Source organism: Sphingomicrobium sediminis (assembly GCF_023805295.1).
In the GTDB taxonomy this organism is placed as follows: domain Bacteria; phylum Pseudomonadota; class Alphaproteobacteria; order Sphingomonadales; family Sphingomonadaceae; genus Sphingomicrobium; species Sphingomicrobium sediminis.
Genome location: NZ_JAMSHT010000001.1, coordinates 1,555,202 through 1,575,408, shown reverse-complemented (window position 1 = coordinate 1,575,408; position 20,207 = coordinate 1,555,202). Strand labels below are relative to the sequence as shown.

Below are 20,207 nucleotides of genomic sequence, written 5' to 3'. Positions count from 1 at the left end.
GCGCCCTGTGAAACGCAGGTCAGGGATTGAGGATGGCAGAGCGGGACATCGCGCCCACTTGGGTTAAGAAGCTCGAAAAAGCGTTGAAAGACAGCGCTTTACCGGGTGATCTCGAAGGCTTCGACAAGGCCGATCTGGCAGAAGCGGCGGCATTCGTTGCGGAAGCTGCGCAGAGTCGCAAGTCAGGCGAGTTGAAGCTCGCGCTCGAAAGTTCGGGCGGCGACGCCGGCAGCAGGCGCATGCGCCTCGCGCTCGTCAACGATGACATGCCCTTCTTGGTCGACTCCGTCGCCGCGGCCATCGCGGCGCGGGGCCTCGCCGTCTACCGCCTGCTGCACCCCATCCTGTCCGTGGAGCGCGATGCCAAGGGCAACCTCACCGGTCTCGGCGGCGAGAAGCAGGAAAGCTTCATCTACATCGAGCTCGACCGCGCCGACGCGCGTGGGCGACACGAATTGTCGGTCATGCTGCGCGACGTCCTTTCAGACGTGCGCGCCGCCGTCACCGACTGGCGCGACATGCTTGCCGAAATGGGCTCGGATGCCGAGATGCTGCATGCCGATCGTCCCGAGGCAGCAGCCTTCCTCAAATGGCTGCAACGCGACAATTTCACCCTGCTCGGCCATTGCCATGTCGACAAGAAGGGCAAGTGCGAGAATGGCCTCGGCTTGCTTCGCGACGGCATCGACCTGTGGGACGCCTCGATCATCAAGGCGGCGATCGAAGCCCTGACGACTGGCGGTCGAACTTATCTCATCATGAAGGCCGACCAGGTCGCGCCGGTCCACCGCCGCGTGCCGCTCGACGTCATCATGGTCGCGCGCAAGACCGGCATTTCGGTGCATTGCGGGCTGTGGACCTCCGAAGCGCTGCGTGCGCCGGCGACCGAAGTCCCGATCCTGCGCCAGCGTCTCGCTGCGCTCGACAAGGAACTGGGCTTCTCGCCCGCCTCGCATGGCGGCAAGGCGCTGACCCACGCCATCTCGACCCTGCCGCACGATCTCGTGATCAGCTTCGAGGAAGAGGAAGTCCGTCAGGCCGCGCTCACGGCGATGAGCCTTGCCGACCGTCCGCGTCCAACGCTCCTCGTGCTCAACGGCGCGCTGCAGCGTCACCTCTATGCCTTTGTCTGGCTGCCGCGCGATGAGCTGTCGACCTCGCGCCGCCTCGCTATCGCGATGATGCTCGAGGAAGAGGTGGGCTCGCCCATCTCCAGCTGGTCGGTCGAACTGGGCGACGGCGAACTAGCCTTGCTGCGTTACACGATGGCGACCGCGCCCGAGGCCGAAATGCCCGACGTTGGCGCGCTCGACAAAGCCTTGGTCGAAATGGTCCGTGGCTGGGCCCCTGCGGTCGAAAGCGAGCTGATCGGCGAAGTCGGCGCGGGCCGCGCGACGCGGCTTGCGCTCACCTACCTTCCGGCAATGCCCGAAGGCTACCGCGCCCGCACCGAGCCGCGTGACGGGGCGATGGATATCGTCCGTATGGCCGCGCTCGATGACGACAAGGACGAGCGCGACGCGCGCCTTTATCGCACCTCGGTTGACGGCCCGCACCAGCTGCGTCTCAAGACCTATCGCCGCAAGGGCATCATCCCGCTGTCAGATGCGGTGCCGGTGCTCGAGGATTTCGGTTTCCACGTGCTAGAGGAAATCCCGACCGCGCTCGCCGACGGGGCGCTGGGCTATGTCCACGATTTCCATCTCGAATTGCCCGAGGGCACCGATGTGGATGCGATCATGGAGCGCCGCGACGTGGTCGAGCGCGCCATCGCCAACGTCATGGCGGGCGAGGCGGAGAATGACGGTTTCAACAGCCTCGTCCTGTTCGCCGGCCTTGAGCCGCGCTCGGTCGTCTGGCTGCGTGCCTGGTTCCGCTATCTGCGCCAGATCGGCATCGCCTTCAGCCTCGCGACCGTGGTCGAGACGTTGCAGGACGCGCCCGAAGCGACCGCAGCCCTGATTGCCGCCTTCGAAACCGCCCATGACCCCGCGATCAAGGGCAAGCGCGAGGACAAATATGCCGAAGCGCTCGGCGAATTCGATGGCGCGCTGCAGCAGGTCCAGTCGATCGACGACGACCGCATCCTGCGCCTGTTCCGCAGCATCGTCGATGCGACGCTGCGTACCAACGCTTTTGCGCAAAAGCAGGGCGAGGCGCTCGCCTTCAAGCTGGAATCCGGCAAGATTTCGGGTCTCCCGCGCCCGGTGCCCTATCGCGAAATCTGGGTCTACAGCCCGCGCGTCGAGGGTATCCACCTGCGTGGTGGCCCGGTTGCGCGCGGCGGCCTTCGCTGGTCCGATCGTCGAGACGATTTCCGCACCGAGGTGCTCGGCCTCGTCAAGGCGCAGCTGGTCAAGAATGCCGTCATCGTACCGACCGGCGCGAAGGGCGGCTTCTATGCCAAGCAGCTGCCAAACCCCAATATCGACCGCGATGCCTGGCTCGCCGAAGGCACCGAGGCTTATCGCATCTTCATCCGTTCGCTCCTGTCGGTCACCGACAATATTGTCGATGACGATGTGGTGCATCCCGACAATGTCGTGATCCGCGACGGCGAAGATCCCTATTTCGTGGTCGCCGCCGACAAGGGCACCGCAAGTTTCTCCGACGTCGCCAACGCCATCGCGCTCGAGCGTGGGTTCTGGCTCGGCGATGCCTTCGCCAGCGGCGGGTCCAACGGCTACGACCACAAGGCGATGGGCATCACCGCCAAGGGTGCCTGGGTCTCGGTCCAGCGCCACTTCCTCGAAATGGGCGTCGACGTTCAGGAAGAAAGCATCACCGTGGCCGGTGTCGGGGACATGTCTGGCGACGTGTTCGGCAATGGCATGCTGCTTTCCCAAGCGCTGAAGCTGGTTGCGGCCTTCGACCATCGCCACATCTTCATCGACCCCGATCCCGATCCGATTTCGAGCTGGAAGGAGCGCAAGCGCCTGTTCGAGATGAAGCGGTCGAGCTGGGACGACTATAATCGCGATGTGCTGTCGCGCGGCGGCATGATCGTGTCGCGCGCACAAAAGCAGATCGAGCTCACCAAGGCGGCGCGCGAGGCCATCGGGATCGAGGAAGAGGGGCCGCTTTCGCCGCCGCAAATCCTCAATGCAATTCTCAAGGCGCCGGTCGACCTTCTATGGTTCGGCGGCATCGGCACCTACATCAAGTCGAGCGCGCAGAGCCAAGCGGATGCCGGCGATCCAACCAACGATGCAATCCGCGCCGATGCCAATGAAATTCGTGCCAAAGCGATCGGCGAGGGGGCCAATCTGGGGATCACCCAGCAGGGCCGCATCGAATTCGCGCTGAATGGCGGTCGGATCAATACCGACTTCATCGACAATAGCGCGGGCGTCGACTGCTCGGATAACGAGGTCAACATCAAGATCCCGCTCAACCGCGAAATGCGCGAGGGCCGGCTTGAGGAAAAGCGGCGCAACAAGCTTCTTGAACAAATGACCGATGCCGTGGCCGACCTCGTGCTCGAGGATAACAGGCTGCAGGCGCTGGCGCTGTCGGTGGCGGAATCGCGTGGGCCGTCGGGGCTCCCCGGCTTCGTGCGCACGATCGAGATCCTCGAGGCATCGGGTCGGCTCGACCGCCGTGTCGAGGGCATTGCGACCTCGGATGCGCTGCTGCGGCGCGGGCTCGACAATAAGGGCATGACCCGTCCCGAACTGGCGGTCGTCCTGTCCATGTCGAAGATGGCGCTGCAGGAAGCCGCCGAAAAGCTCGACCTGCATGAAGATCCGCTGATGGAGGAAGAGCTGTTCGACGCCTTCCCCGACGCGCTGATCGCCAAGCATAAGGATGCCGTGGCGGCGCACCGCCTCGAAAAAGAAATCATTGCGACCAAGGTTGCCAACCGCCTCGTCAATCGCCTCGGTCCGTCGGTCGCGCTCGACATGACCGAAGAGGAAGGCGCGGCGCTTAGTCAGGTGCTGGTGGCCTTCTTGGTTGCCGAACGACTGCTCGGCCTGCGCGACTTGTGGCAGCGCATCGAAGATGCCGATGTCGATGAAAATACACGCATCGAACTGTTCGCCATGACCTCGCGTACCGTGCGCACGCACTTGTCCGACATCCTGCGTTCGGCAGGCTCGGAGAACCGTGTCTCGGCTTTGATCGATCTCTTCGGCCCCGGTTACGCAAAGGTCGCCAAGGCCACCAAACGCCTCATCAAATCCGAGGTGAAGGCCGAAGCCGAAGCGCGCCGCGCCAAGCTTGAGGAAATGGGCGCCGAGCCGGCGATCACCGAAAAGCTGGTCAAGCTTTACGAGCTGGACGGCGTGTTCGGTTTGGCCGCGCTGGCGCAGCGGAAGGATGTCGACATCCTCACGCTGACCGGCGGCTATACCAAGCTTGGCGAAGCGCTGGGTCTAGACTGGGCGCAGCAGCAGGTGGCGGGCTTCGTACCGCAGGACCATTGGGAACGCCTGCTCATCGCCGGTCTCGCCCGCGATTTCGAGCAATTGCGCATCGACTTCCTGTCGCGCCAACGCGCCAAGGATGGCGAGGTCGAGGCCGCGATCGACCGCTGGATCGACCGCAATCGCCCGCGCATCGCGCAGTTCAAGCGACTGGTCGACCGTGCCCGCCATGCCGGCGGCGTGACCACGCCGATGCTGGCCCAGATTGCCAGCCAGGCGCGCATCCTGCTCGCACGCTAGGGACCAGATGCGCATCGCCATTCTCACCCCGTCCAAGTGGGACCCGCAATTCTACGCGGCCGAGCTGGAGCGCCAGCGCGCGCTGTTCGAAGGGTCAGGACACAAGGTGGTCGACCGGCGCTGGAATACGGCGGACGATGCGTTTTTGCGCGAGGTCGATGCGGTGCTCCCGCTCATTGCGTGGGGTTATCATCTCGATGGCGGCCGCTGGTTCGACCTCCTCGACCGCGTCGCGTTTCGCAAGGTGCCCTGCGTCAATGACCCCGCAATCCTGCGCTGGAACAGCGACAAGGCTTACCTGATCGAACTCAATGACAAGGGCGTCGCCTGCGTCCCCACGATCGAGGGAGAGGGCGGCGACGAGCACTTGCTGGCGCGCGCCGGCGAGCGGTTCAAGACCGACAAGCTCGTTGTCAAACCTCGTCTCTCGGCCTCGGGTGCGGGCACCTACGCCTTGCATTTCAGCGACAACTTGCCGGCCGACCTCGACGGCAAGCGGCTGATCGTCCAGCCCTTCCTCACCGAGATCCTTACCGAAGGCGAGATGAGCCTGCTCTATTTCGACGGCGTCTACAGCCATTGCGGGCTGAAGCGCGCCAAGGAAGGCGATTTCCGGGTCCAGCCGGAATTTGGCGGCAGCGAGGAAAAGATCGACCCGCCGGCCGCGGCCAAGACGCTCGCTGAGGCAGCGATTGCCGAGGCACCGGTGCTGCCCGCTTATGCGCGGGTCGATATCGTCATGACGGCGGACGGTCCGCAGATCATGGAATTGGAACTGATCGAGCCCGACATGTTCCTGCGTTTCGCCCCCGACGAGGGCGCAGCCTTCCGCGATGCGGTCCTGAAGCGCCTCTCCTAATCGCGGGCGCGGGCGATGGGCCCTTCCACCATCAGCCATTGCCGGATCGCGCTGGCGAGCCCGGTGCGCGCTGCGCCGGTGGCATCGAAGCGCGTGAGGTCGATTTGGGCGATGAGGGCGTTGACCGGCAGGTCGCGCTCCGCGGCCGCCACCTTGAGCGCCTCCCAGAAAAGCGGCTCGAGGCTGATCGAGGTTTCATGCCCGGCAATGGTGACCGAGCGCTTGGCGACAGCTTCAGGCGCGAAGGCCATCAATACATGTGCTGGCCGCCGTTGATCGACAGCGTCGACCCGGTAATGAAACCAGCATCCTCGTCGACCAGGAAGCCCACGCCGCGGGCGATTTCTTCGGCCTTGCCGAGGCGATTGACCGGGATACGTGCGACGATCTTTTCGAGCACATTGTCGGGCACGGCAGCGACCATGTCAGTGTCGATATAGCCCGGCGCGATGGCGTTGACGGTCACGTTGTTGCGCGCGCCTTCCTGCGCCAGCGCCTTGGTGAAGCCGTGGATACCGGACTTGGCGGCGGCATAGTTGACCTGGCCATACTGGCCGGCCTGCCCGTTGATCGAGCCGATATTGACGATGCGGCCATAGCCGCGCTCGGCCATGCCTTCGAACACCGACTTGGCCATGTTGAAGCAACCGCCAAGGTTGGTGTCGATGACTTCCTGCCACTGCTGGTGCGACTGGCGCTTCATGGTGGCATCGCGGGTGATGCCGGCATTGTTGACGAGGACGTCGATCGACCCGAGGTCATTCTCGATTTTCGTCACCGCATCCTGGCAGGCATCGAAGTCGGAGACGTCAAACTTGTAGGCGGGAATACCGGTCCGCTCGGTAAATTCGGCGGCCTTCTGTTCATTGCCGGCATAGGTCGCGGCGACCTTCATGCCCTTGTTCTTGAGGTGCAGCGAAATCGCCTCGCCGATCCCGCGTGTCCCACCGGTCACCACTGCAACGCGTTCCGTCATGTCAGCCTCTCTCCCTTGTTACATGAACCAGCCGGCAAGCTCCCTGCGAACCAGTTCTTCGAGCATGTCCATACCTGCTTGCCCGTCATTTAGACAGTCGAGGCGGGCGAATTGTTCACCACCGGCCTCGAGAAATTCCTCTTCGCCGCGAATGCCCAGCTCCTCGATCGTCTCGAGACAGTCGGCGGAAAAGCCGGGCGCGGCGATCGCGACTTTCTTCACGCCCTCGTCCGGATAGGCTTTGAGCAGGTCGTCGGTTGCGGGCGTCAGCCATTGTGCGGGGCCGAAGCGCGACTGGAAGGCGACATCGGTCGGGACGTCGAGCTTTTCCGACAGGAGGCGCGCGCTCTTCTGACAATGGCAGTGATAGGGGTCGCCCTGCTCGAGCGTGCGTTGCGGCATGCCGTGGAAGGACAGGACCAGGCGTTCGGGCGTGAAGTCGAGCGCATCGAGCTGGCGCTTCAGATCCTTTTCGAGCGCGGCGATATAGGCCGCATCGTCGAAATAAGGCGGCAGGGTGCGGATCGCCGGGCCCCAGCGCTTCTTGTCCAGCCAGTCGCTCAGCGCATCGAGGCTGCTCGCCGTCGTCGCGGCGCAATATTGCGGGTATAGCGGAGCGACGAGGATCTTGCGCGCGCCGGCCTGCCACAGATGGTCGAGGCGGTCGGGAATGGACGGATTGCCATAGCGCATCGCCCAGTCGACGAGGACATCATCACCGAGCCGTTCCTGCAATTTCTCGGCCTGCTTGCGCGCGATAACGGCGAGCGGCGAGCCTTCGTCGGTCCAGACTTCGCGATAGGCCTCGGCACTTTTCTTGGGGCGGGTATTGAGGATGATCGTGCGCAGGATCGGCTGCCAGGCGATGGCCGGGATCTCCACGACGCGGCGGTCTGACAGGAACTGCTTGAGATAGCGGCGCACCGATCCCGTCTCGGGCGCGTCGGGCGTCCCGAGGTTGGTCAGCAGGACCCCGACCCGCTCGCGCGGGAAGGTCGGATGTGAAGCGGGTTTTTCCATTTGCCTAGCGATCTAGTGAAAAGGGCACGGTGCGCAACCGTGGTCCTTGGTCCGCCGCCAGCGCGTTGGCAAGGGCCGGGGCCAACCCCATCGCACCAAGGCTGGTCACGCCGCCCATTGGCGCATCGCTCGGCATGACGATGATTTCCATCTCGGGAATGCTCGCCATGGCAGGGCGCGCAGGCCGTCCGCGCAGTCGTGGCAAGGCACGCTCGATCACCGGCGCGGGGTCCTGCATGTCGGCCAAGGCGGAAAGCAAACCACCGGCCACCTGTTGCTCGACGAGACCCGGATTGATGACGCGCCCGCAATCGACCGCAGCGACGAGCCGCGCCACGCGGAGCGACCCTGCGGCCATCTCGGCTTCGGCGATGAGCGCGATGCGGCTGCCGTCGATGGCCGCGCAGGCAACGCCCATCGCGCTACCGGGGCCGCCACCGTCCCACTGCGCCGCATCGGCGACCCGGCCGAGCAATTGGGCGAGCCGCACGTCGCCGCCCAGCATGCCGATCCGGAAGGAGACGGGTTCTGCACCAATGGCGCGCGCGACCTCGTCGACCATGGATTCGCTGGCGAAATTGAGCATCGCATCGAGGCTGGAGCGGTGATGGCCGGTGCGTAGCGGCAATCCGGCATCGACGCTTTCGATGGCGAGGTCCGGGATCGCATAGGGCGTGCCGGTACGACCGACGACCGGCGCAATGCCGCGGCCATCGCCGCCAGCGAGCCGGTCGAGGCTTGCGCCCATCCCGCCATTGGCGACGAGCCGGAGCTGCATGGCGGCGATCCGGCGTTCGGGGCTGATCCTTGCGCTGGCCCGTACCAGTCCCGGCGAGCGCATTGCCGAGGTGAGGCGGGTCTGTGATTGGGACAGCGTCAGCATGACCGGGCGTTCGGTGCGGATGGCTAGCTGCGCAGCGATCGGCGCGGCGTCATTCTCGATAGCGCGGCCGCTATCGTCGCCAACCCCCATGGGGATGACCGAAACGGCACCGATGGCAACGCCGGTAGCGGCAGCGACGGCCTCGCGCAGCGCATCTGGCGCCTGCGTGGTGGCCCAGATATCGAGCCCGCCATCGCTCCGCTGGCGCGCAGCGCAAGACATGGGCTCCAATCCGTGATGGACGAGCGGCGCGAAACGGTAGCGCGCGGACAAGGGCGCTTCGGCGCCGCGCAGCGCACGCGATGCATCGCCGCGCGCGAACTGAGTCTCGCCGCGGCCCTCATTCATCGCCGCATCGAGCCGCGCAGAGAGCGAGGCATCGTCGAGCGGGGCGGTGTCGAAGCGGACGCGAGCGGCGACCAGCGCCTGCTCGGCCTGCCACCAGCTTTCGCCCAGTGCCGCGACATAGTTTGGAGTTTCGATGAGGTCGATGAGGCCCGGACGGTCTGCGGCGGCGCGGTCGAGCCGCGTGATGCGCTGGCCGCGCGGCGCCAGCCGCGCGGCGGCATGGATCATGTTGGGCAGCCGGACATCGCTTGCGAAGCGCCAGAGGCCGCGCGCCTTGGCGGCGATGTCGATCCGCGGTGCGCTGGTGCCGGCAATGCCGCCCGATCCCCATTCGCGCAGGGTCATGCCGCCCGGGACCGATCGCGAGGCAGCGCCTTCCGCAAGGTCGGCAAAGGCGAGCGGGCGCGGCCCGCCGATGATCTCGCTATTGATGGCGGTGAGGCTTGTCGCGTCGATGTCGGTTAGCGCTTCGGCTTCTGCGAGCAGCAGGCCGCGAATGCCGGCGGCGGCCTGGCGCACCGGTTCGGCAAAGCCGCGCACGGAAGTCGCCGCGCCCGTCAGCCGGACATTGCGCCCGAATGCTTCGGCAATGACCGGGTTAGCGAAACCTGCGCCGGCCTGCAGCGGCTGCACCGCCACATCTTCGAGGCGTGCGCCCATTTCATCGGCGGCAAGCTGTGCCAGCGCGGTCCAGATGCCCTGGCCGGTCTCGACCTGCGGGATGTGGAGGGTGATCTCGCCCGACGGCGCGAGGCTGATCAGTCCGCCAATCTCGGCGCTGCCCTCGGGGACGGGGAGCGGGGCATCGCCTTCGGGCCAAAGCCGCCAGGCGACCAGCAGCCCGGCGCCGACCCCGCCCGCAATGAGAAGGCTCCGTCGGTCGATCTGCATCGCCGCCCCCAAGCCCCGTCCTAGCCCTTATTCGCCATATTGCTTCTGGAGCGTCACGCGGTCGATCTTGCCGGTGCCGAGCCGCGGCAGCGGCGCGTCGGCCATGATGAACTCCTCGGGCACCTTGAAGGCAGCAAGCTTGGAGGCGCAATGCGCTTCGAGATCATGCGGTGTGCATTCGCCCTTGCACAGCACCACCGCGATCGGGACTTCGCCCAACCGCTCGTTCTTGCGCGGCAGGACGACGCATTCGACGACGGCTGGATGCTCGTAGAGCGCCTGCTCGACTTCGGCCGAGGCGATATTCTCGCCGCCACGGATGATGATCGATTTCTTGCGGTCGACGATGAAGAGATAATCCTCTTCGTCGAGATAGCCGACATCGCCGGTGCGGAAATAATGATCGTCGGTATAGGCTTCCGCGGTCGCTTCGGGGTCGCGGAAATAACCCTTGATCGTGGCGGGGGCCTGGATCGCGACTTCGCCAGTCTGGCCGGCGGGCAAGTGATTACCCTCATCATCGAGGATGGCGACCTTCACGAACGGCTTTTGCGGCGCGCCGGTCGAGGTCGGCTTGGCAAGGTAATTGTCCCAGATATTGCCGCAGCCCACCGCATTGGTTTCGGTCAGGCCATAGCCCTGGATCGATCGTGTGCCGGGCAGGTCGTCCTTCTGGCGCTTGAGGTGGGCGGCAGGGCGCGGCGCCCCGCCCGAATTGATGTCGCCAAGGCTGGAGAGGTCGTATTCGTCCTTCTTGGGATGCGCCATGAGCTCGAGCGCCATGGTCGGCACGCCGGTAAAGACAGTGACCTTTTCGTCCTGGATGAGCTGCATGGCGAGCTCGACATCCCATTTGGGCATGAGGACCAGCGCGCGGTTGATGACATAGCTGGTGAGCATGACCGGGGTCTGGCCGGTGACGTGGAAAAGCGGCACGCTGACGAGCGCGCGCATCTGCTCGGGCACCGGATTGCCCTCGCTCTCGAGGATCCCGCGCAGCGTCATGAGCGAGACGACATAGATATAGGCGCCCTGCACGACCTGGCGGTGGGTCGACAGCGCGCCCTTGGCCTTGCCGGTCGAACCCGAGGTGAAGAGGATGGTGGCATCGTCCTCGGGCTGCACTTCGGGAAGCGCAGTACCCTCGTCGGCGCCCATCAGGTCGGCCAGCGCCTGCGTGATCGGCTGGTCGATATCTGCATCGACGACCTTGGTGTCGGTGCCCAGCTTCTCGATGAGGCGCGCGCGTGGATGATCACAGATGACGGCCTTGGGCTCGGTCAGTTCGATCGCATGTGCCAATTCCTCATGGCGCCACCAGCCGTTGATGAGCGTCGCGACGCCGCCGGCCTTGGCGATGGCGGCATAGGCAACGACCCAGGCGGTGCAGTTGCGCATCGCGATGCCGACACGGTCGCCTTTCTCGATACCCATCGCGACTAGGCCCTGCGCGGCCTTGGTCGAAAGCGCATCGAACTCGGCATAGGTCAGGCGCTCGTCGCCCGAGATGACGAAATCGTTGGGGCCGTAAAGCTGCGCGAACATGCCGAAGAACATCGGCAGCGTCTGCGGGAAGTTGGCGACGAAGCTGCGACCCTGCTCGTCCTGGTCGATGACGATCCGTCCGCCCGGTCCGCTGAGGGCTGCCAATACGGCTTCATATTTCTGGTCAAGCGGACTGGGCATTCATCTCTCTCCTTTGCCTTTACGCGTCGCCACCCTATGAGGCAGTGACAGACTAGGAAAGCCCAGAATGCCCGCAAACCCGCCGACCAGCGCCGAAACCGTGCCCAATGCCGACCAATATGTCGCCTTTCCCGATCTCGGGATCAGCGACACGGCCATCAATTTCGGCATTTACGAGCTCAAATGGTACAGCCTTGCTTACATTGCCGGCATCTTCATCGGCTATTGGTATGTGCTCAAGATGAGCCGCCAGCCGGGCTCGCCCATGGCCAAGCGCCATGTCGACGATCTCGTCTTCTGGTCGGCGCTTGGTGTCATCCTCGGCGGCCGCCTCGGCTATGTTTTGTTCTACAATCTCGAACTCTATCTGACGCAGGGCACGACCATGTTCGGGGTCGACCTGCCGGCGCCATTCGGCATCCTCAATTTGCGCGACGGGGGCATGAGCTTTCATGGCGGCATGATCGGCGTTTCGGTCGCCATCATCCTCTATGCGCGTAGCCAGGGGCTGCAGTGGCTCCGGGTCAACGACTATATCGCCTGTTGCGCGCCGATCGGGCTCGGGCTCGGGCGCATGGCCAATTTCGTCAACGGTGAGCTATGGGGCGGCGTGACGACCGTGCCTTGGGCCGTGCGCTTCGTCGAGAACGTCAATGGCGTCGCGATGCTTGGCCCGCCGCGCCATCCGAGCCAGCTTTATGAAGCGTTGCTCGAAGGGCTCGTCCTCTTCATCATCCTCGCCATCCTCTTCTGGAAGACCAAGGTGCGCTATTATCCGGGCTTCCTGATGGGCGCTTTCGGGCTTGGCTATGGCATCTTCCGCTTCGGCATCGAATATGTCCGGGAGCCCGACGCGCATCTCTCCGAGTTCGCCGCGTCGACCGGCATGTCGATGGGTCAGTGGCTGTGCGTTCCGATGATCCTCGGCGGGCTCTATCTCATGCTCACTGCCAAGAAGCGCCGCCAGCGCGTCGAACCGATCGCCGGCGGCACGAGCGTGGCGTGAGCCTGCGCGAAGAGATCAAGGCGCGCATCGAGGCCGAGGGGCCGCTGCGTCTCCATGACTATATGGAGATGTGCAATACGGCTTATTATGCGAGCCGCGACCCGCTCGGGCGGGCGGGTGACTTCACGACCGCGCCCGAAATCAGCCAGATGTTCGGCGAGATGGTCGGCGCCGCGCTTGCCGACCTGTTCCTGCGTGCCGGCGCGCCAGCCGATGCGGCTTATGCCGAATTGGGGCCGGGCCGCGGCACGCTGGCAACCGACGCGCTGAAGCTGCTGCGCGGGGTCGGGTTCAAGGGCGGCGTCAATTTCGTCGAGACCAGTCCGGCGCTGCGCCGCGAACAGGAAAAGCGGCATCCGACCGCCGTGTGGCTCGAGACGATCGACAATCTGCCCGAGCGACCGCTGATGATCGTCGCCAACGAATTTTTCGACGCTTTGCCGGTCGCGCAATGGGTCGGTGACGAGGAGCGGATGGTCGCGCTCGGAGGGGACGAGTTGATGCTCACGCCCGACGGCGAGGTGACCCGCGAGGAATCTGAGGTGTCCGTTGAGTTGATGGGCAAGCTGGCCGCGCATCTCGCGCAATATGGCGGCGTCCTGCTGGTGATCGACTATGGTTATGGCGAGGGCGAGCAAGGCGACACGTTGCAGGCAGTGAAGCGTCACGAGAAGGTCGAACCGCTTGCGCATCCCGGAACGTCCGATTTGACCGCCCATGTCGATTTTGCCGCGCTTCGCACCGCCGCAACGGAAGCGGGCGCGCGCGTGACACCGGTCATGACGCAGGGCACGTGGCTGGAGACGCTGGGGCTGGGGCCGCGGGCGATGAGCCTTGCCGGTGCCAATCCCGCCGAAGCCGACAATATCGCGGCGGCACGTCGCCGCCTGTCTTCGCCCGAGGGGATGGGCACCTTGTTCAAGGTGATGGCCGTCCACCATCGCGGCTGGCCCGCACCGGCAGGTCTCGGGGCGTGAGCATGCTCGACATCGTGACGGCGCCTGCGTTGGACGGCGTCGCGCATGGCTTCTTCGGTCGCCCCGGGGGCGTGTCGAGGCCGCCCGTCGAAGGTCTCAATTGCGGTTTCGGCGCCGACGATGATCCCGATGCGGTACGCGCCAACCGTCGCCTCGCCGCCGATGCGATGATCGAGGGCGCCGATATCGCCGCGCCCTACCAGGTCCATTCGCCCGATGTGGCGATCGCGACCGAGGCATGGCCGATCGACGCGCGGCCCACGGCCGATGCCGTCGCAACCAAGACGCCCGGCCTCCTGCTCGGCATTGTGACCGCCGATTGCGCGCCGGTCCTACTTGCCGACCGGGAAGCCGGCGTTGTCGCTGCCGCGCATGCCGGCTGGCGCGGGGCGATAGGCGGGGTCACCGACAAGGCCATTGGCGCGATGATCATGCTGGGCGCGGAGCCCCGTCGCATCGATGCCGCCATCGGCCCCTGCATCGCCCAGAAAAGCTATGAAGTAGGCGAGGATTTCGTGACGCCGTTCGAGCAGGAAGACCCGGAAAACATGCGTTTCTTTCGCGAGGGCTCGACGGGCAAGCCGCATTTCGACCTTGAAAGCTATGTCGCGGCGCGGCTCGCCGGCGCGGGCGTTCGCTCGGTCTGGATGGCCGGCGAGGATACCTATGCCCAGCCCGACCGCTATTTCAGTTTCCGCCGCGCGACCCATGAGGGCGCGGCCAATTACGGGCGCCAGATCAGCCTCATTGGCATTGCGCCCGCCACGCGCTAATCAGCGCCCGAATTTTCTTCAGGAGAACGCCACGTGAAAGATCGCAAGATCGGTAACCACCAGATCGACCCCTCGACGCTCATGATGGGCTATGGTTTCGACCCGAAGCTGTCCGAACAGAGCCTCAAGGCCCCGATCTTCCACACCTCGACCTACGTCTTCAACAAGGCGCAGGACGGCAAGCATTTCTTCGAGGGCATTACCGGCAAGCGTCCGGGTGGTGGCATGGACGGGCTCGTCTATGCGCGTTTCAACAATCCCAACCAAGAAATCCTCGAGGATCGCCTGGCGCTGTGGGAAGATGCCGACGACGCGCTGGTTTTCTCGAGCGGGATGACCGCCATCGCGCTGCTGTTGCTGAGCTTCGCGCGCCCCAATGACGTGATCGTGATGTCGGGCCCGCTTTATGCCGCGACCGAGAGCGTGATCATGAAGATCCTGCCGCAGTTCGGCGTGCAGCATATCGACTTCCCGGCCAGCGCCGAGCGCGACGTCATCGACGCCACCATCGCCAAGGCCAAGCAGATGGCCGCGGACAAGGGCGGCAAGGTCGCGATGATCTACCTCGAGAGCCCGGGCAACCCGACCAACGCCCTGGTCGACGTGCAGGCCGTGCGCGCTGCTGCCGATGCCGCATTCGATGGCGGCGACGTCCCCCCGATCGCCATCGACAACACGTTCCTCGGCCCGCTCTGGTCGAAGCCGCAGGCGCATGGCGCGGACCTCTCGATCTACAGCCTTACCAAATATGTCGGCGGCCATTCGGACCTCGTCGCGGGCGGCATTACCGGCAAGCAGGCGCTGATCGACCAGATCCGCCCGATGCGGAACACGCTGGGCGGCATTTGCGATGCCAACACCGCCTGGATGCTGATGCGCAGCCTCGAGACGCTCGAACTGCGCATGACCCGTGCCGGCGAGAACGCCAAGGCGGTTTGCGAATTCCTCCGGGACCATCCCAAGGTCGAAAGTGTCGGCTATCTGGGCTTCCTTCCCGAAGGCAGTCGCCAGCGCGACATTTACGACCGTCACGAACTGGGCGCAGGCTCGACCTTCTCGCTCTACCTCAAGGGCGGCGAAAAGGAGGCATTCGCCTTCCTCGATGCCTTGAAGATCGCCAAGCTCGCGGTCAGCCTCGGCGGCACCGAAACGCTTGCCAGCGCGCCCGCCGCCATGACGCACCTGTCGGTGCCGGAAGAGCGCCGTCAGCAGCTCAAGATCACCGACAATCTGGTGCGTATCTCGATCGGGATTGAAGCGGCCGACGACCTGATCGCCGACTTCGCCAACGCGCTGGACGCGGTCTAGCCCCAGTCCTCGATCCGCCAGCCGCGCTTGCGGGCGCGCTGGCGGAGCGTCTCGTCCGGATTCACCGCGACCGGCTCGTCCGCCATGTCGAACATGGGCTGGTCGCTATGATGGTCGCTGTAGAAGGCGATCGTGCCCGGCTCGATCGCCGCGCTCGCGAGCCAGGCGTCGACCATGCGCTTCTTGGCCGCCGCATAGCAATTTTCGCCATCGATCCGGGCGCACAGGCGCTGGCGTTCATCCTCGACCGCTTCGGTGCCGATGACATGATCGAAGCCCAACGCTTTGCCGATCGCTTCGGCGTAGAAGCGATAGCTGGCGGTGGCGAGGACGAGCATGCGTCCTTCCTCCTTGTCGCGCCGGATGGCGGCACGCGCACCAGGGCGCAGGTTGCGCTGCAGCGTGATGCGCGAAAAGCTTTCGACATGCGGCGCGAGGCGAGCGGGATCGACCTTGCCGCCGATCAGCAGCCGATGGTTGATCTCCTTGAGCCGCGCGCGGTCAATGGCCTTGGCGCCATAGAGCAGCAACGAGACCGCCACGAACGGCAGCAGGAGCAGCCGCCATGGCGCCGTGCGCAGCGCGACGTGCATCAGGAAGGGCGTGTAGGTCGGCCGCCGCGTGACCGTCTTGTCCATGTCGTAAATGGCGAGGTCGGTCATGCGTCGGTCGCTTCTTCTTCCTGTTCGTCGGTCTGTTCGGGTTCGAGCCAGCTGACGAGTTTTTCGCCGCGCAGGCGCGCCCCCTCGGCTTCAGCGAGTGCGAGGCCCAGCATGATGACGGTCACGACCAGCCAGGCGGCAACCCATTGAATACCGAGGTCGGGCCGCGCGATCAGCAGCGAGGCGCCGAGCAAAGCAAGGTTGATATTGCGCCGCGCCGCAATGAGACGGAACCAGCTGTCGCGCTTGCGCCAAAGCGACGGGGCGAGGCCGTGGCGCTTCTCGAACCACCATTCGATCCAGCGCATGGTGACATAGGCACCGATCATCAGCGCGGTGAGCAACACCGCATAGACGGGCTCGAAGGCGGGCGTGCCGAGCTCCAGCCCGTGCATCCAGGCAACGTACCAGAAGGGCGGGTGAATAAGGTCGAGCCAGGCATCGAGACGCCGACCCCACAGGCTCGACGTGCCGGTGACCTTGGCAAGCTTGCCGTCCACCGTGTCGAGCAGAACGAACATGATCGCCGCGCCCAGTCCGGCAGCAAAGGCCCCGGTCCAGAATCCGAAAAAGGCGAGCAGGCTGAAGACGCCTGCCAAGGCGGTCACGCGGTTTGCGGTGAGCCCGAGGCGCGCGGCCATCTGGGTCAGCGGAAAGCCGGGCAATCGTAGGACGTAGAGGCTAATCGCATCGCTGACCCGCGGTGTCGCGGCATCGTAGAGTTTCCGCTCGACCGCCTCGACCGGTTCGTCGTCGAGCCGTGCCACGAAGGGCTGGCGTCGTTGGTCGAGGGCGTGGGGGTCGATCTCGCTTGCCTCCAGCATCGTCAAGAGGCCCGCTTCGTCCGCTGCCGCTTCACCGCCTTCGATCAGGCGTAAAGCTTCGATACGTTCCGAGGGACGGCTGGCATGGACGAGAACGACGCGACCCTCATGGCACAGTGCGTGGCCGGGCCACTTCATCATCAGCTTTATCCAAGTGGGATCGAGCGCATGATCGATCGACTGGATGACGATCGGGCGGGTGCCATCTTCGCCGAGCATGTCTTCGGTGCCGGGGTCGAGGCCGAGCATCGCGGCGACCCGGTATGCACGCACCTTTGGCGCGAGCCCATAGGGCCGCGCATCGGTCTCTCCGACCGGCAGGAACAGCATCGGGCGCGTGTCGATATCGGGATCGCTGGCACTCATCGCCATCGCCTTAGCGGGAAAAGCGGGCGGCGCGAAATGCTTTTGCAGCGCGGTGCGGCCTTGCCCCGCGCCCTGATTTGCCCCAATCCTTCCCGCCAGATGGCAACGCGCGAAGATGATATGCCCGTCAGCGAGGACGGGGCGACGCTGGCGCCGACGGGGGTGATTTCCATCACGCGCGTCGGGACGCTGGAGCGCGATATCGAGGAGGCGGCGGATCCGCTGGCCATCGACCTGTCGCGCGTCGAGGGCGTCGATACGGTCGGCGCCTGGCTGCTCTATCGCACTGCCAAGCATCGCGACGCGCAATTGGTGAACGCCTCGGCCAATGTCGCCGACCTCCTCGAGCAGGTCGCCAAGGCGGACCAGCAATGTGATATTCGCCCTGAAAAGAAGCCCGGCCCGCTCGCCTTGTTCGAAGAAGTCGGCATGTGGGCCGAGGATTTCTGGCGCACCAGCAAGGGCATTCTCGGCTTTTTCGGCGCAACGCTGATCGGCTTTGCGATGATCTTCCGCTATCCGCGCCGCTTCCGCTTCAATGCGGTCGTCCAGCGCTTCGACATGGTCGGCGTGCGCGCGCTTTTCATCATCGGCCTCATGAGCTTCCTCATCGGCATCGTCATCGGCCAGCAGGGCGCGGTCCAGCTCCAGCAATTCGGCGCCGAGGTCTACACGGTGAATCTCATCGGGCGCCTCACTATCCGCGAACTCGGCACGTTGATGACCGCGATCATGGTCGCAGGCCGCTCGGGTAGCGCTTTCGCCGCGCAGATCGGCACGATGAAGATTACCGAGGAAATCGACGCCATGCGTACGATCGGCGTCTCGCCGGTCGAGGCGCTCGTCATTCCGCGCATGTTGGCGGCGGTCATCATGATGCCGCTGCTCGCCTTCTTCTCGATGGTCCTGACGCTGATCGGCGGCGGGCTGTTCGTGTGGATGGAGCTCGACATGCCGCCTGTCACCTATGTCGCGCGGCTCCAGGAAGTCGTGCCGCTGACAGATATCTGGGTCGGCCTCATCAAGGCGCCGGTTTTCGGTTTCCTGATCGCGCTCGCAGGCTGCTTCCAGGGCATGCAGGTGAAGGGCAATTCCGAAGAAGTCGGCCTGCGCACCACCAATGCCGTCGTCCAGTCCATCTTCCTCGTCATCGTCCTCGACGCCGTTTTTGCCGTCTTCTTCAGCCGGATCGGGTGGATCTGATGCAGCACGGCGAACGCGACATCGTGATCAAGGTCGAGGGCCTGCGCAACGTGTTCGGCGAGCAGGTCGTCCATGACGGCCTCGACCTTGAAGTGCATCGCGGCGAGATTCTCGGCGTTGTCGGCGGCTCGGGCTCGGGCAAGTCGGTGCTGATGCGCTCGATCATTGGGCTGCAGACGCCCAGTGCCGGGCATGTCGAGGTGCTGGGCGAGGACATGATCGGCCGCGACGATGACGAGGCCAAGAATATCCGCCGGCGCTGGGGCATCCTGTTCCAGAATGGCGCGCTCTTCTCGACGCTGACCGTCGCTGAGAATGTGCAGGTGCCGATCCGCGAATATTTCCCGTTCATCCAGCCGCCGCTGATCGACGAGATCGCGTCCTACAAGATCGCGATGAGCGGGCTCGATCCCAATGCGGGGCCCAAATATCCGAGCGAATTGTCGGGCGGCATGCGCAAGCGCGCGGCGCTGGCCCGCGCACTGGCGCTCGATCCCGAGCTGTTGTTCCTCGACGAGCCCACGGCCGGGCTTGATCCGATCGGGGCCGCTGCCTTCGACGATCTCATCAAATCGCTGGCGCGCAAGCTCGATCTCACCGTCTTTCTCATCACGCATGACCTCGACACGCTGCACGCAATCTGCGACCGCGTTGCTGTGATTGCGGACAAAAAGATCATTGCGGTCGGCACGATCCCGGAGCTGACTGCGCTGGACCATCCCTGGATCGAAGAGTATTTCTCGGGACCACGGGGCCGCGCCGCGCTGGCCAGCACGGCGAAGAAGGGGGACTGACGACACCATCATGGAAACGCGTTCGAACCATATCCTCGTGGGTGCCATCGTATTGGCACTGCTAGCGGGCCTGCTCGTCTTCACCGTCTGGATCGCCGGCCTCTCGAGCGATGCCAAGAAATGCTATGACATCTACGTGCCGGGCGACGTGTCCGGCCTTGCTCGCGGCTCCAACGTGAGCTTTGCCGGCGTGCCGGTGGGCGAGGTGGAGTCCATCGCGCTCCAGCCCGACGATCCCGAATTCATCTGGGTGCGCATCAGCGTCGATGCCGATACGCCCGTCCTGCAGGGCACCGAGGCGCAGATCGCCGGCATCGGCTTTACCGGCGTCAGCGAAGTGCGCCTGTCGGGCGCGCAGACCGGGCAGCCCGCCATCAGCGATGTCGGCCCCGAAGGCTGCCCCGTCATCCGCGCCAGCGAAGGCGTGCTCGACAGCGTTCTCAATTCGGCGCCCGAACTGCTCGACCGCATCCAGCGGGTCAGCGAGCGGCTTGGCGAATTGCTGTCGGACGAGAACCAGAATTCGATCGCCGACATTCTCGAGAATATCGAAACCACCACCGACGTCCTTGCCGCGCGCGCACCCGATCTTGCCGATGCCGTCGCCGACGCGCAGGTCGCCGCCAAGCAGGCCGGCATTGCCGCCGAACGCGTCAGCGTCCTGGTCGACAGCACCAACGGCCTTATCGTTAACGAGGCGACGCCCGCGGTCGCCGACCTTCGCGTCGCCATCAACAGCGTCCAGAGCGCGGCCGACAATCTCGACAGCGCGATCACTGCCGCGCGCCCGGGACTGGAGGGCTTCTCCAACAATACGCTGCCCGAGGCGGAGCGCCTGATGCGCGACATGCGCACGCTGACCGACAGCCTGCAGAGCTTTACCAACCGGCTCGACGATGGCGGCATTGGCGGCGCGCTCGGCCCGCGGCCGCTGCCCGACTACAAGCCAGGAGGAAATTGATCG

The 20,207-nt window shown here is 64.9% G+C and carries 16 protein-coding genes; 9 read left to right on the top strand and 7 right to left on the bottom strand.

Going from position 1 to position 20,207, the window contains the following annotated elements:
- The first annotated feature begins 32 nt into the window (after nt 1–32).
- Together NDO55_RS08190 and NDO55_RS08185 are read left to right on the top strand one after the other, a co-directional pair.
- Complete coding sequence (locus tag NDO55_RS08190) at nt 33–4,667, top strand: NAD-glutamate dehydrogenase (RefSeq protein ID WP_252114179.1); 4,635 nt, start codon at nt 33–35, stop codon at nt 4,665–4,667.
- Nucleotides 4,668–4,674: 7 nt separating this feature from the next.
- On the top strand, nt 4,675–5,526 hold the full coding sequence (locus NDO55_RS08185; protein ID WP_252114177.1) for an ATP-grasp domain-containing protein: 852 nt from the start codon (nt 4,675–4,677) through the stop codon (nt 5,524–5,526).
- Here the strand turns inward: NDO55_RS08185 and NDO55_RS08180 are convergent.
- From NDO55_RS08180 to NDO55_RS08160, 5 genes are read right to left on the bottom strand one after another with little or no spacing between them, the layout of a single operon-like run.
- Nucleotides 5,523–5,777: a ribbon-helix-helix domain-containing protein gene (locus NDO55_RS08180; protein ID WP_252114175.1), complete on the bottom strand. Its 255-nt coding sequence runs from the start codon at nt 5,775–5,777 to the stop codon at nt 5,523–5,525. The two genes, NDO55_RS08185 and NDO55_RS08180, sit on opposite strands and share 4 nt — an antisense overlap.
- The gene (phbB, locus tag NDO55_RS08175; RefSeq protein ID WP_252114173.1) at nt 5,777–6,502 is read right to left on the bottom strand and encodes an acetoacetyl-CoA reductase; all 726 of its coding nucleotides are present in this window, start codon (nt 6,500–6,502) and stop codon (nt 5,777–5,779) included. Before phbB ends, NDO55_RS08180 begins: the two co-directional genes overlap by 1 nt.
- An 18-nt stretch (nt 6,503–6,520) precedes the next feature.
- A complete protein-coding gene (gene hemH / locus NDO55_RS08170; RefSeq protein WP_252114171.1) occupies nt 6,521–7,522 on the bottom strand; it encodes a ferrochelatase in 1,002 nt (333 codons plus the stop codon).
- Between the two features lie 4 nt (nt 7,523–7,526).
- A complete protein-coding gene (locus tag NDO55_RS08165) occupies nt 7,527–9,644 on the bottom strand; it encodes a molybdopterin cofactor-binding domain-containing protein (protein WP_252114169.1) in 2,118 nt (705 codons plus the stop codon).
- Nucleotides 9,645–9,671: 27 nt separating this feature from the next.
- The gene (locus NDO55_RS08160; RefSeq protein ID WP_252114167.1) at nt 9,672–11,330 is read right to left on the bottom strand and encodes a class I adenylate-forming enzyme family protein; all 1,659 of its coding nucleotides are present in this window, start codon (nt 11,328–11,330) and stop codon (nt 9,672–9,674) included.
- Nucleotides 11,331–11,397: 67 nt separating this feature from the next.
- Between NDO55_RS08160 and lgt the strand changes: the two genes are divergently transcribed.
- From lgt to NDO55_RS08140, 4 genes are read left to right on the top strand one after another with little or no spacing between them, the layout of a single operon-like run.
- The gene (lgt, locus tag NDO55_RS08155; protein WP_252114165.1) at nt 11,398–12,336 is read left to right on the top strand and encodes a prolipoprotein diacylglyceryl transferase; all 939 of its coding nucleotides are present in this window, start codon (nt 11,398–11,400) and stop codon (nt 12,334–12,336) included.
- A complete protein-coding gene (locus NDO55_RS08150) occupies nt 12,333–13,313 on the top strand; it encodes a class I SAM-dependent methyltransferase (RefSeq protein ID WP_252114163.1) in 981 nt (326 codons plus the stop codon). Before lgt ends, NDO55_RS08150 begins: the two co-directional genes overlap by 4 nt.
- Before the next feature lie 2 nt (nt 13,314–13,315).
- Nucleotides 13,316–14,086: a peptidoglycan editing factor PgeF gene (pgeF, locus tag NDO55_RS08145; protein WP_252115570.1), complete on the top strand. Its 771-nt coding sequence runs from the start codon at nt 13,316–13,318 to the stop codon at nt 14,084–14,086.
- A gap of 33 nt (nt 14,087–14,119) precedes the next feature.
- Complete coding sequence (locus NDO55_RS08140) at nt 14,120–15,394, top strand: cystathionine gamma-synthase family protein (RefSeq protein ID WP_341869974.1); 1,275 nt, start codon at nt 14,120–14,122, stop codon at nt 15,392–15,394.
- On the opposite strand, the gene NDO55_RS08135 is transcribed toward NDO55_RS08140, so the two are convergent.
- Together NDO55_RS08135 and NDO55_RS08130 are read right to left on the bottom strand one after the other, a co-directional pair.
- Nucleotides 15,391–16,056, bottom strand: a complete 666-nt coding sequence (locus NDO55_RS08135) for an HAD family hydrolase (protein WP_252114161.1) — start codon at nt 16,054–16,056, stop codon at nt 15,391–15,393. The two genes, NDO55_RS08140 and NDO55_RS08135, sit on opposite strands and share 4 nt — an antisense overlap.
- Nucleotides 16,053–17,246 carry a CDP-alcohol phosphatidyltransferase family protein gene (locus NDO55_RS08130; RefSeq protein WP_252114159.1) on the bottom strand — a complete coding sequence of 398 codons (1,194 nt, stop codon included), beginning with the start codon at nt 17,244–17,246 and terminating at the stop codon, nt 16,053–16,055. Before NDO55_RS08130 ends, NDO55_RS08135 begins: the two co-directional genes overlap by 4 nt.
- A gap of 99 nt (nt 17,247–17,345) precedes the next feature.
- Between NDO55_RS08130 and NDO55_RS08125 the strand changes: the two genes are divergently transcribed.
- The 3 genes from NDO55_RS08125 to NDO55_RS08115 are packed head-to-tail and all read left to right on the top strand — an operon-like array spanning nt 17,346 to nt 20,204.
- Entirely contained in the window at nt 17,346–18,449 is a 1,104-nt protein-coding gene (locus NDO55_RS08125; RefSeq protein WP_252114157.1) for an MlaE family lipid ABC transporter permease subunit, read from the top strand.
- On the top strand, nt 18,449–19,243 hold the full coding sequence (locus tag NDO55_RS08120) for an ABC transporter ATP-binding protein (RefSeq protein WP_252114155.1): 795 nt from the start codon (nt 18,449–18,451) through the stop codon (nt 19,241–19,243). The genes NDO55_RS08125 and NDO55_RS08120 overlap by 1 nt, the downstream gene beginning before the upstream one ends.
- 10 nt (nt 19,244–19,253) lie before the next feature.
- A complete protein-coding gene (locus tag NDO55_RS08115; RefSeq protein WP_252114153.1) occupies nt 19,254–20,204 on the top strand; it encodes an MlaD family protein in 951 nt (316 codons plus the stop codon).
- The last annotated feature ends 3 nt before the right edge of the window (nt 20,205–20,207 follow it).

What these genes read in the sequence shown, in the direction of transcription:
- NDO55_RS08190 (WP_252114179.1), top strand. Translation starts at nt 33, where the DNA reads ATGGCAGAGCGGGACATCGCGCCCACTTGGGTTAAGAAGCTCGAAAAA.
- NDO55_RS08185 (WP_252114177.1), top strand. Translation starts at nt 4,675, where the DNA reads ATGCGCATCGCCATTCTCACCCCGTCCAAGTGGGACCCGCAATTCTAC.
- NDO55_RS08180 (WP_252114175.1), bottom strand. Translation starts at nt 5,777, where the DNA reads ATGGCCTTCGCGCCTGAAGCTGTCGCCAAGCGCTCGGTCACCATTGCC.
- phbB (WP_252114173.1), bottom strand. Translation starts at nt 6,502, where the DNA reads ATGACGGAACGCGTTGCAGTGGTGACCGGTGGGACACGCGGGATCGGC.
- hemH (WP_252114171.1), bottom strand. Translation starts at nt 7,522, where the DNA reads ATGGAAAAACCCGCTTCACATCCGACCTTCCCGCGCGAGCGGGTCGGG.
- NDO55_RS08165 (WP_252114169.1), bottom strand. Translation starts at nt 9,644, where the DNA reads ATGCAGATCGACCGACGGAGCCTTCTCATTGCGGGCGGGGTCGGCGCC.
- NDO55_RS08160 (WP_252114167.1), bottom strand. Translation starts at nt 11,330, where the DNA reads ATGCCCAGTCCGCTTGACCAGAAATATGAAGCCGTATTGGCAGCCCTC.
- lgt (WP_252114165.1), top strand. Translation starts at nt 11,398, where the DNA reads ATGCCCGCAAACCCGCCGACCAGCGCCGAAACCGTGCCCAATGCCGAC.
- pgeF (WP_252115570.1), top strand. Translation starts at nt 13,316, where the DNA reads ATGCTCGACATCGTGACGGCGCCTGCGTTGGACGGCGTCGCGCATGGC.
- NDO55_RS08135 (WP_252114161.1), bottom strand. Translation starts at nt 16,056, where the DNA reads ATGACCGACCTCGCCATTTACGACATGGACAAGACGGTCACGCGGCGG.
- NDO55_RS08130 (WP_252114159.1), bottom strand. Translation starts at nt 17,246, where the DNA reads ATGAGTGCCAGCGATCCCGATATCGACACGCGCCCGATGCTGTTCCTG.
- NDO55_RS08125 (WP_252114157.1), top strand. Translation starts at nt 17,346, where the DNA reads ATGGCAACGCGCGAAGATGATATGCCCGTCAGCGAGGACGGGGCGACG.
- NDO55_RS08120 (WP_252114155.1), top strand. Translation starts at nt 18,449, where the DNA reads ATGCAGCACGGCGAACGCGACATCGTGATCAAGGTCGAGGGCCTGCGC.
- NDO55_RS08115 (WP_252114153.1), top strand. Translation starts at nt 19,254, where the DNA reads ATGGAAACGCGTTCGAACCATATCCTCGTGGGTGCCATCGTATTGGCA.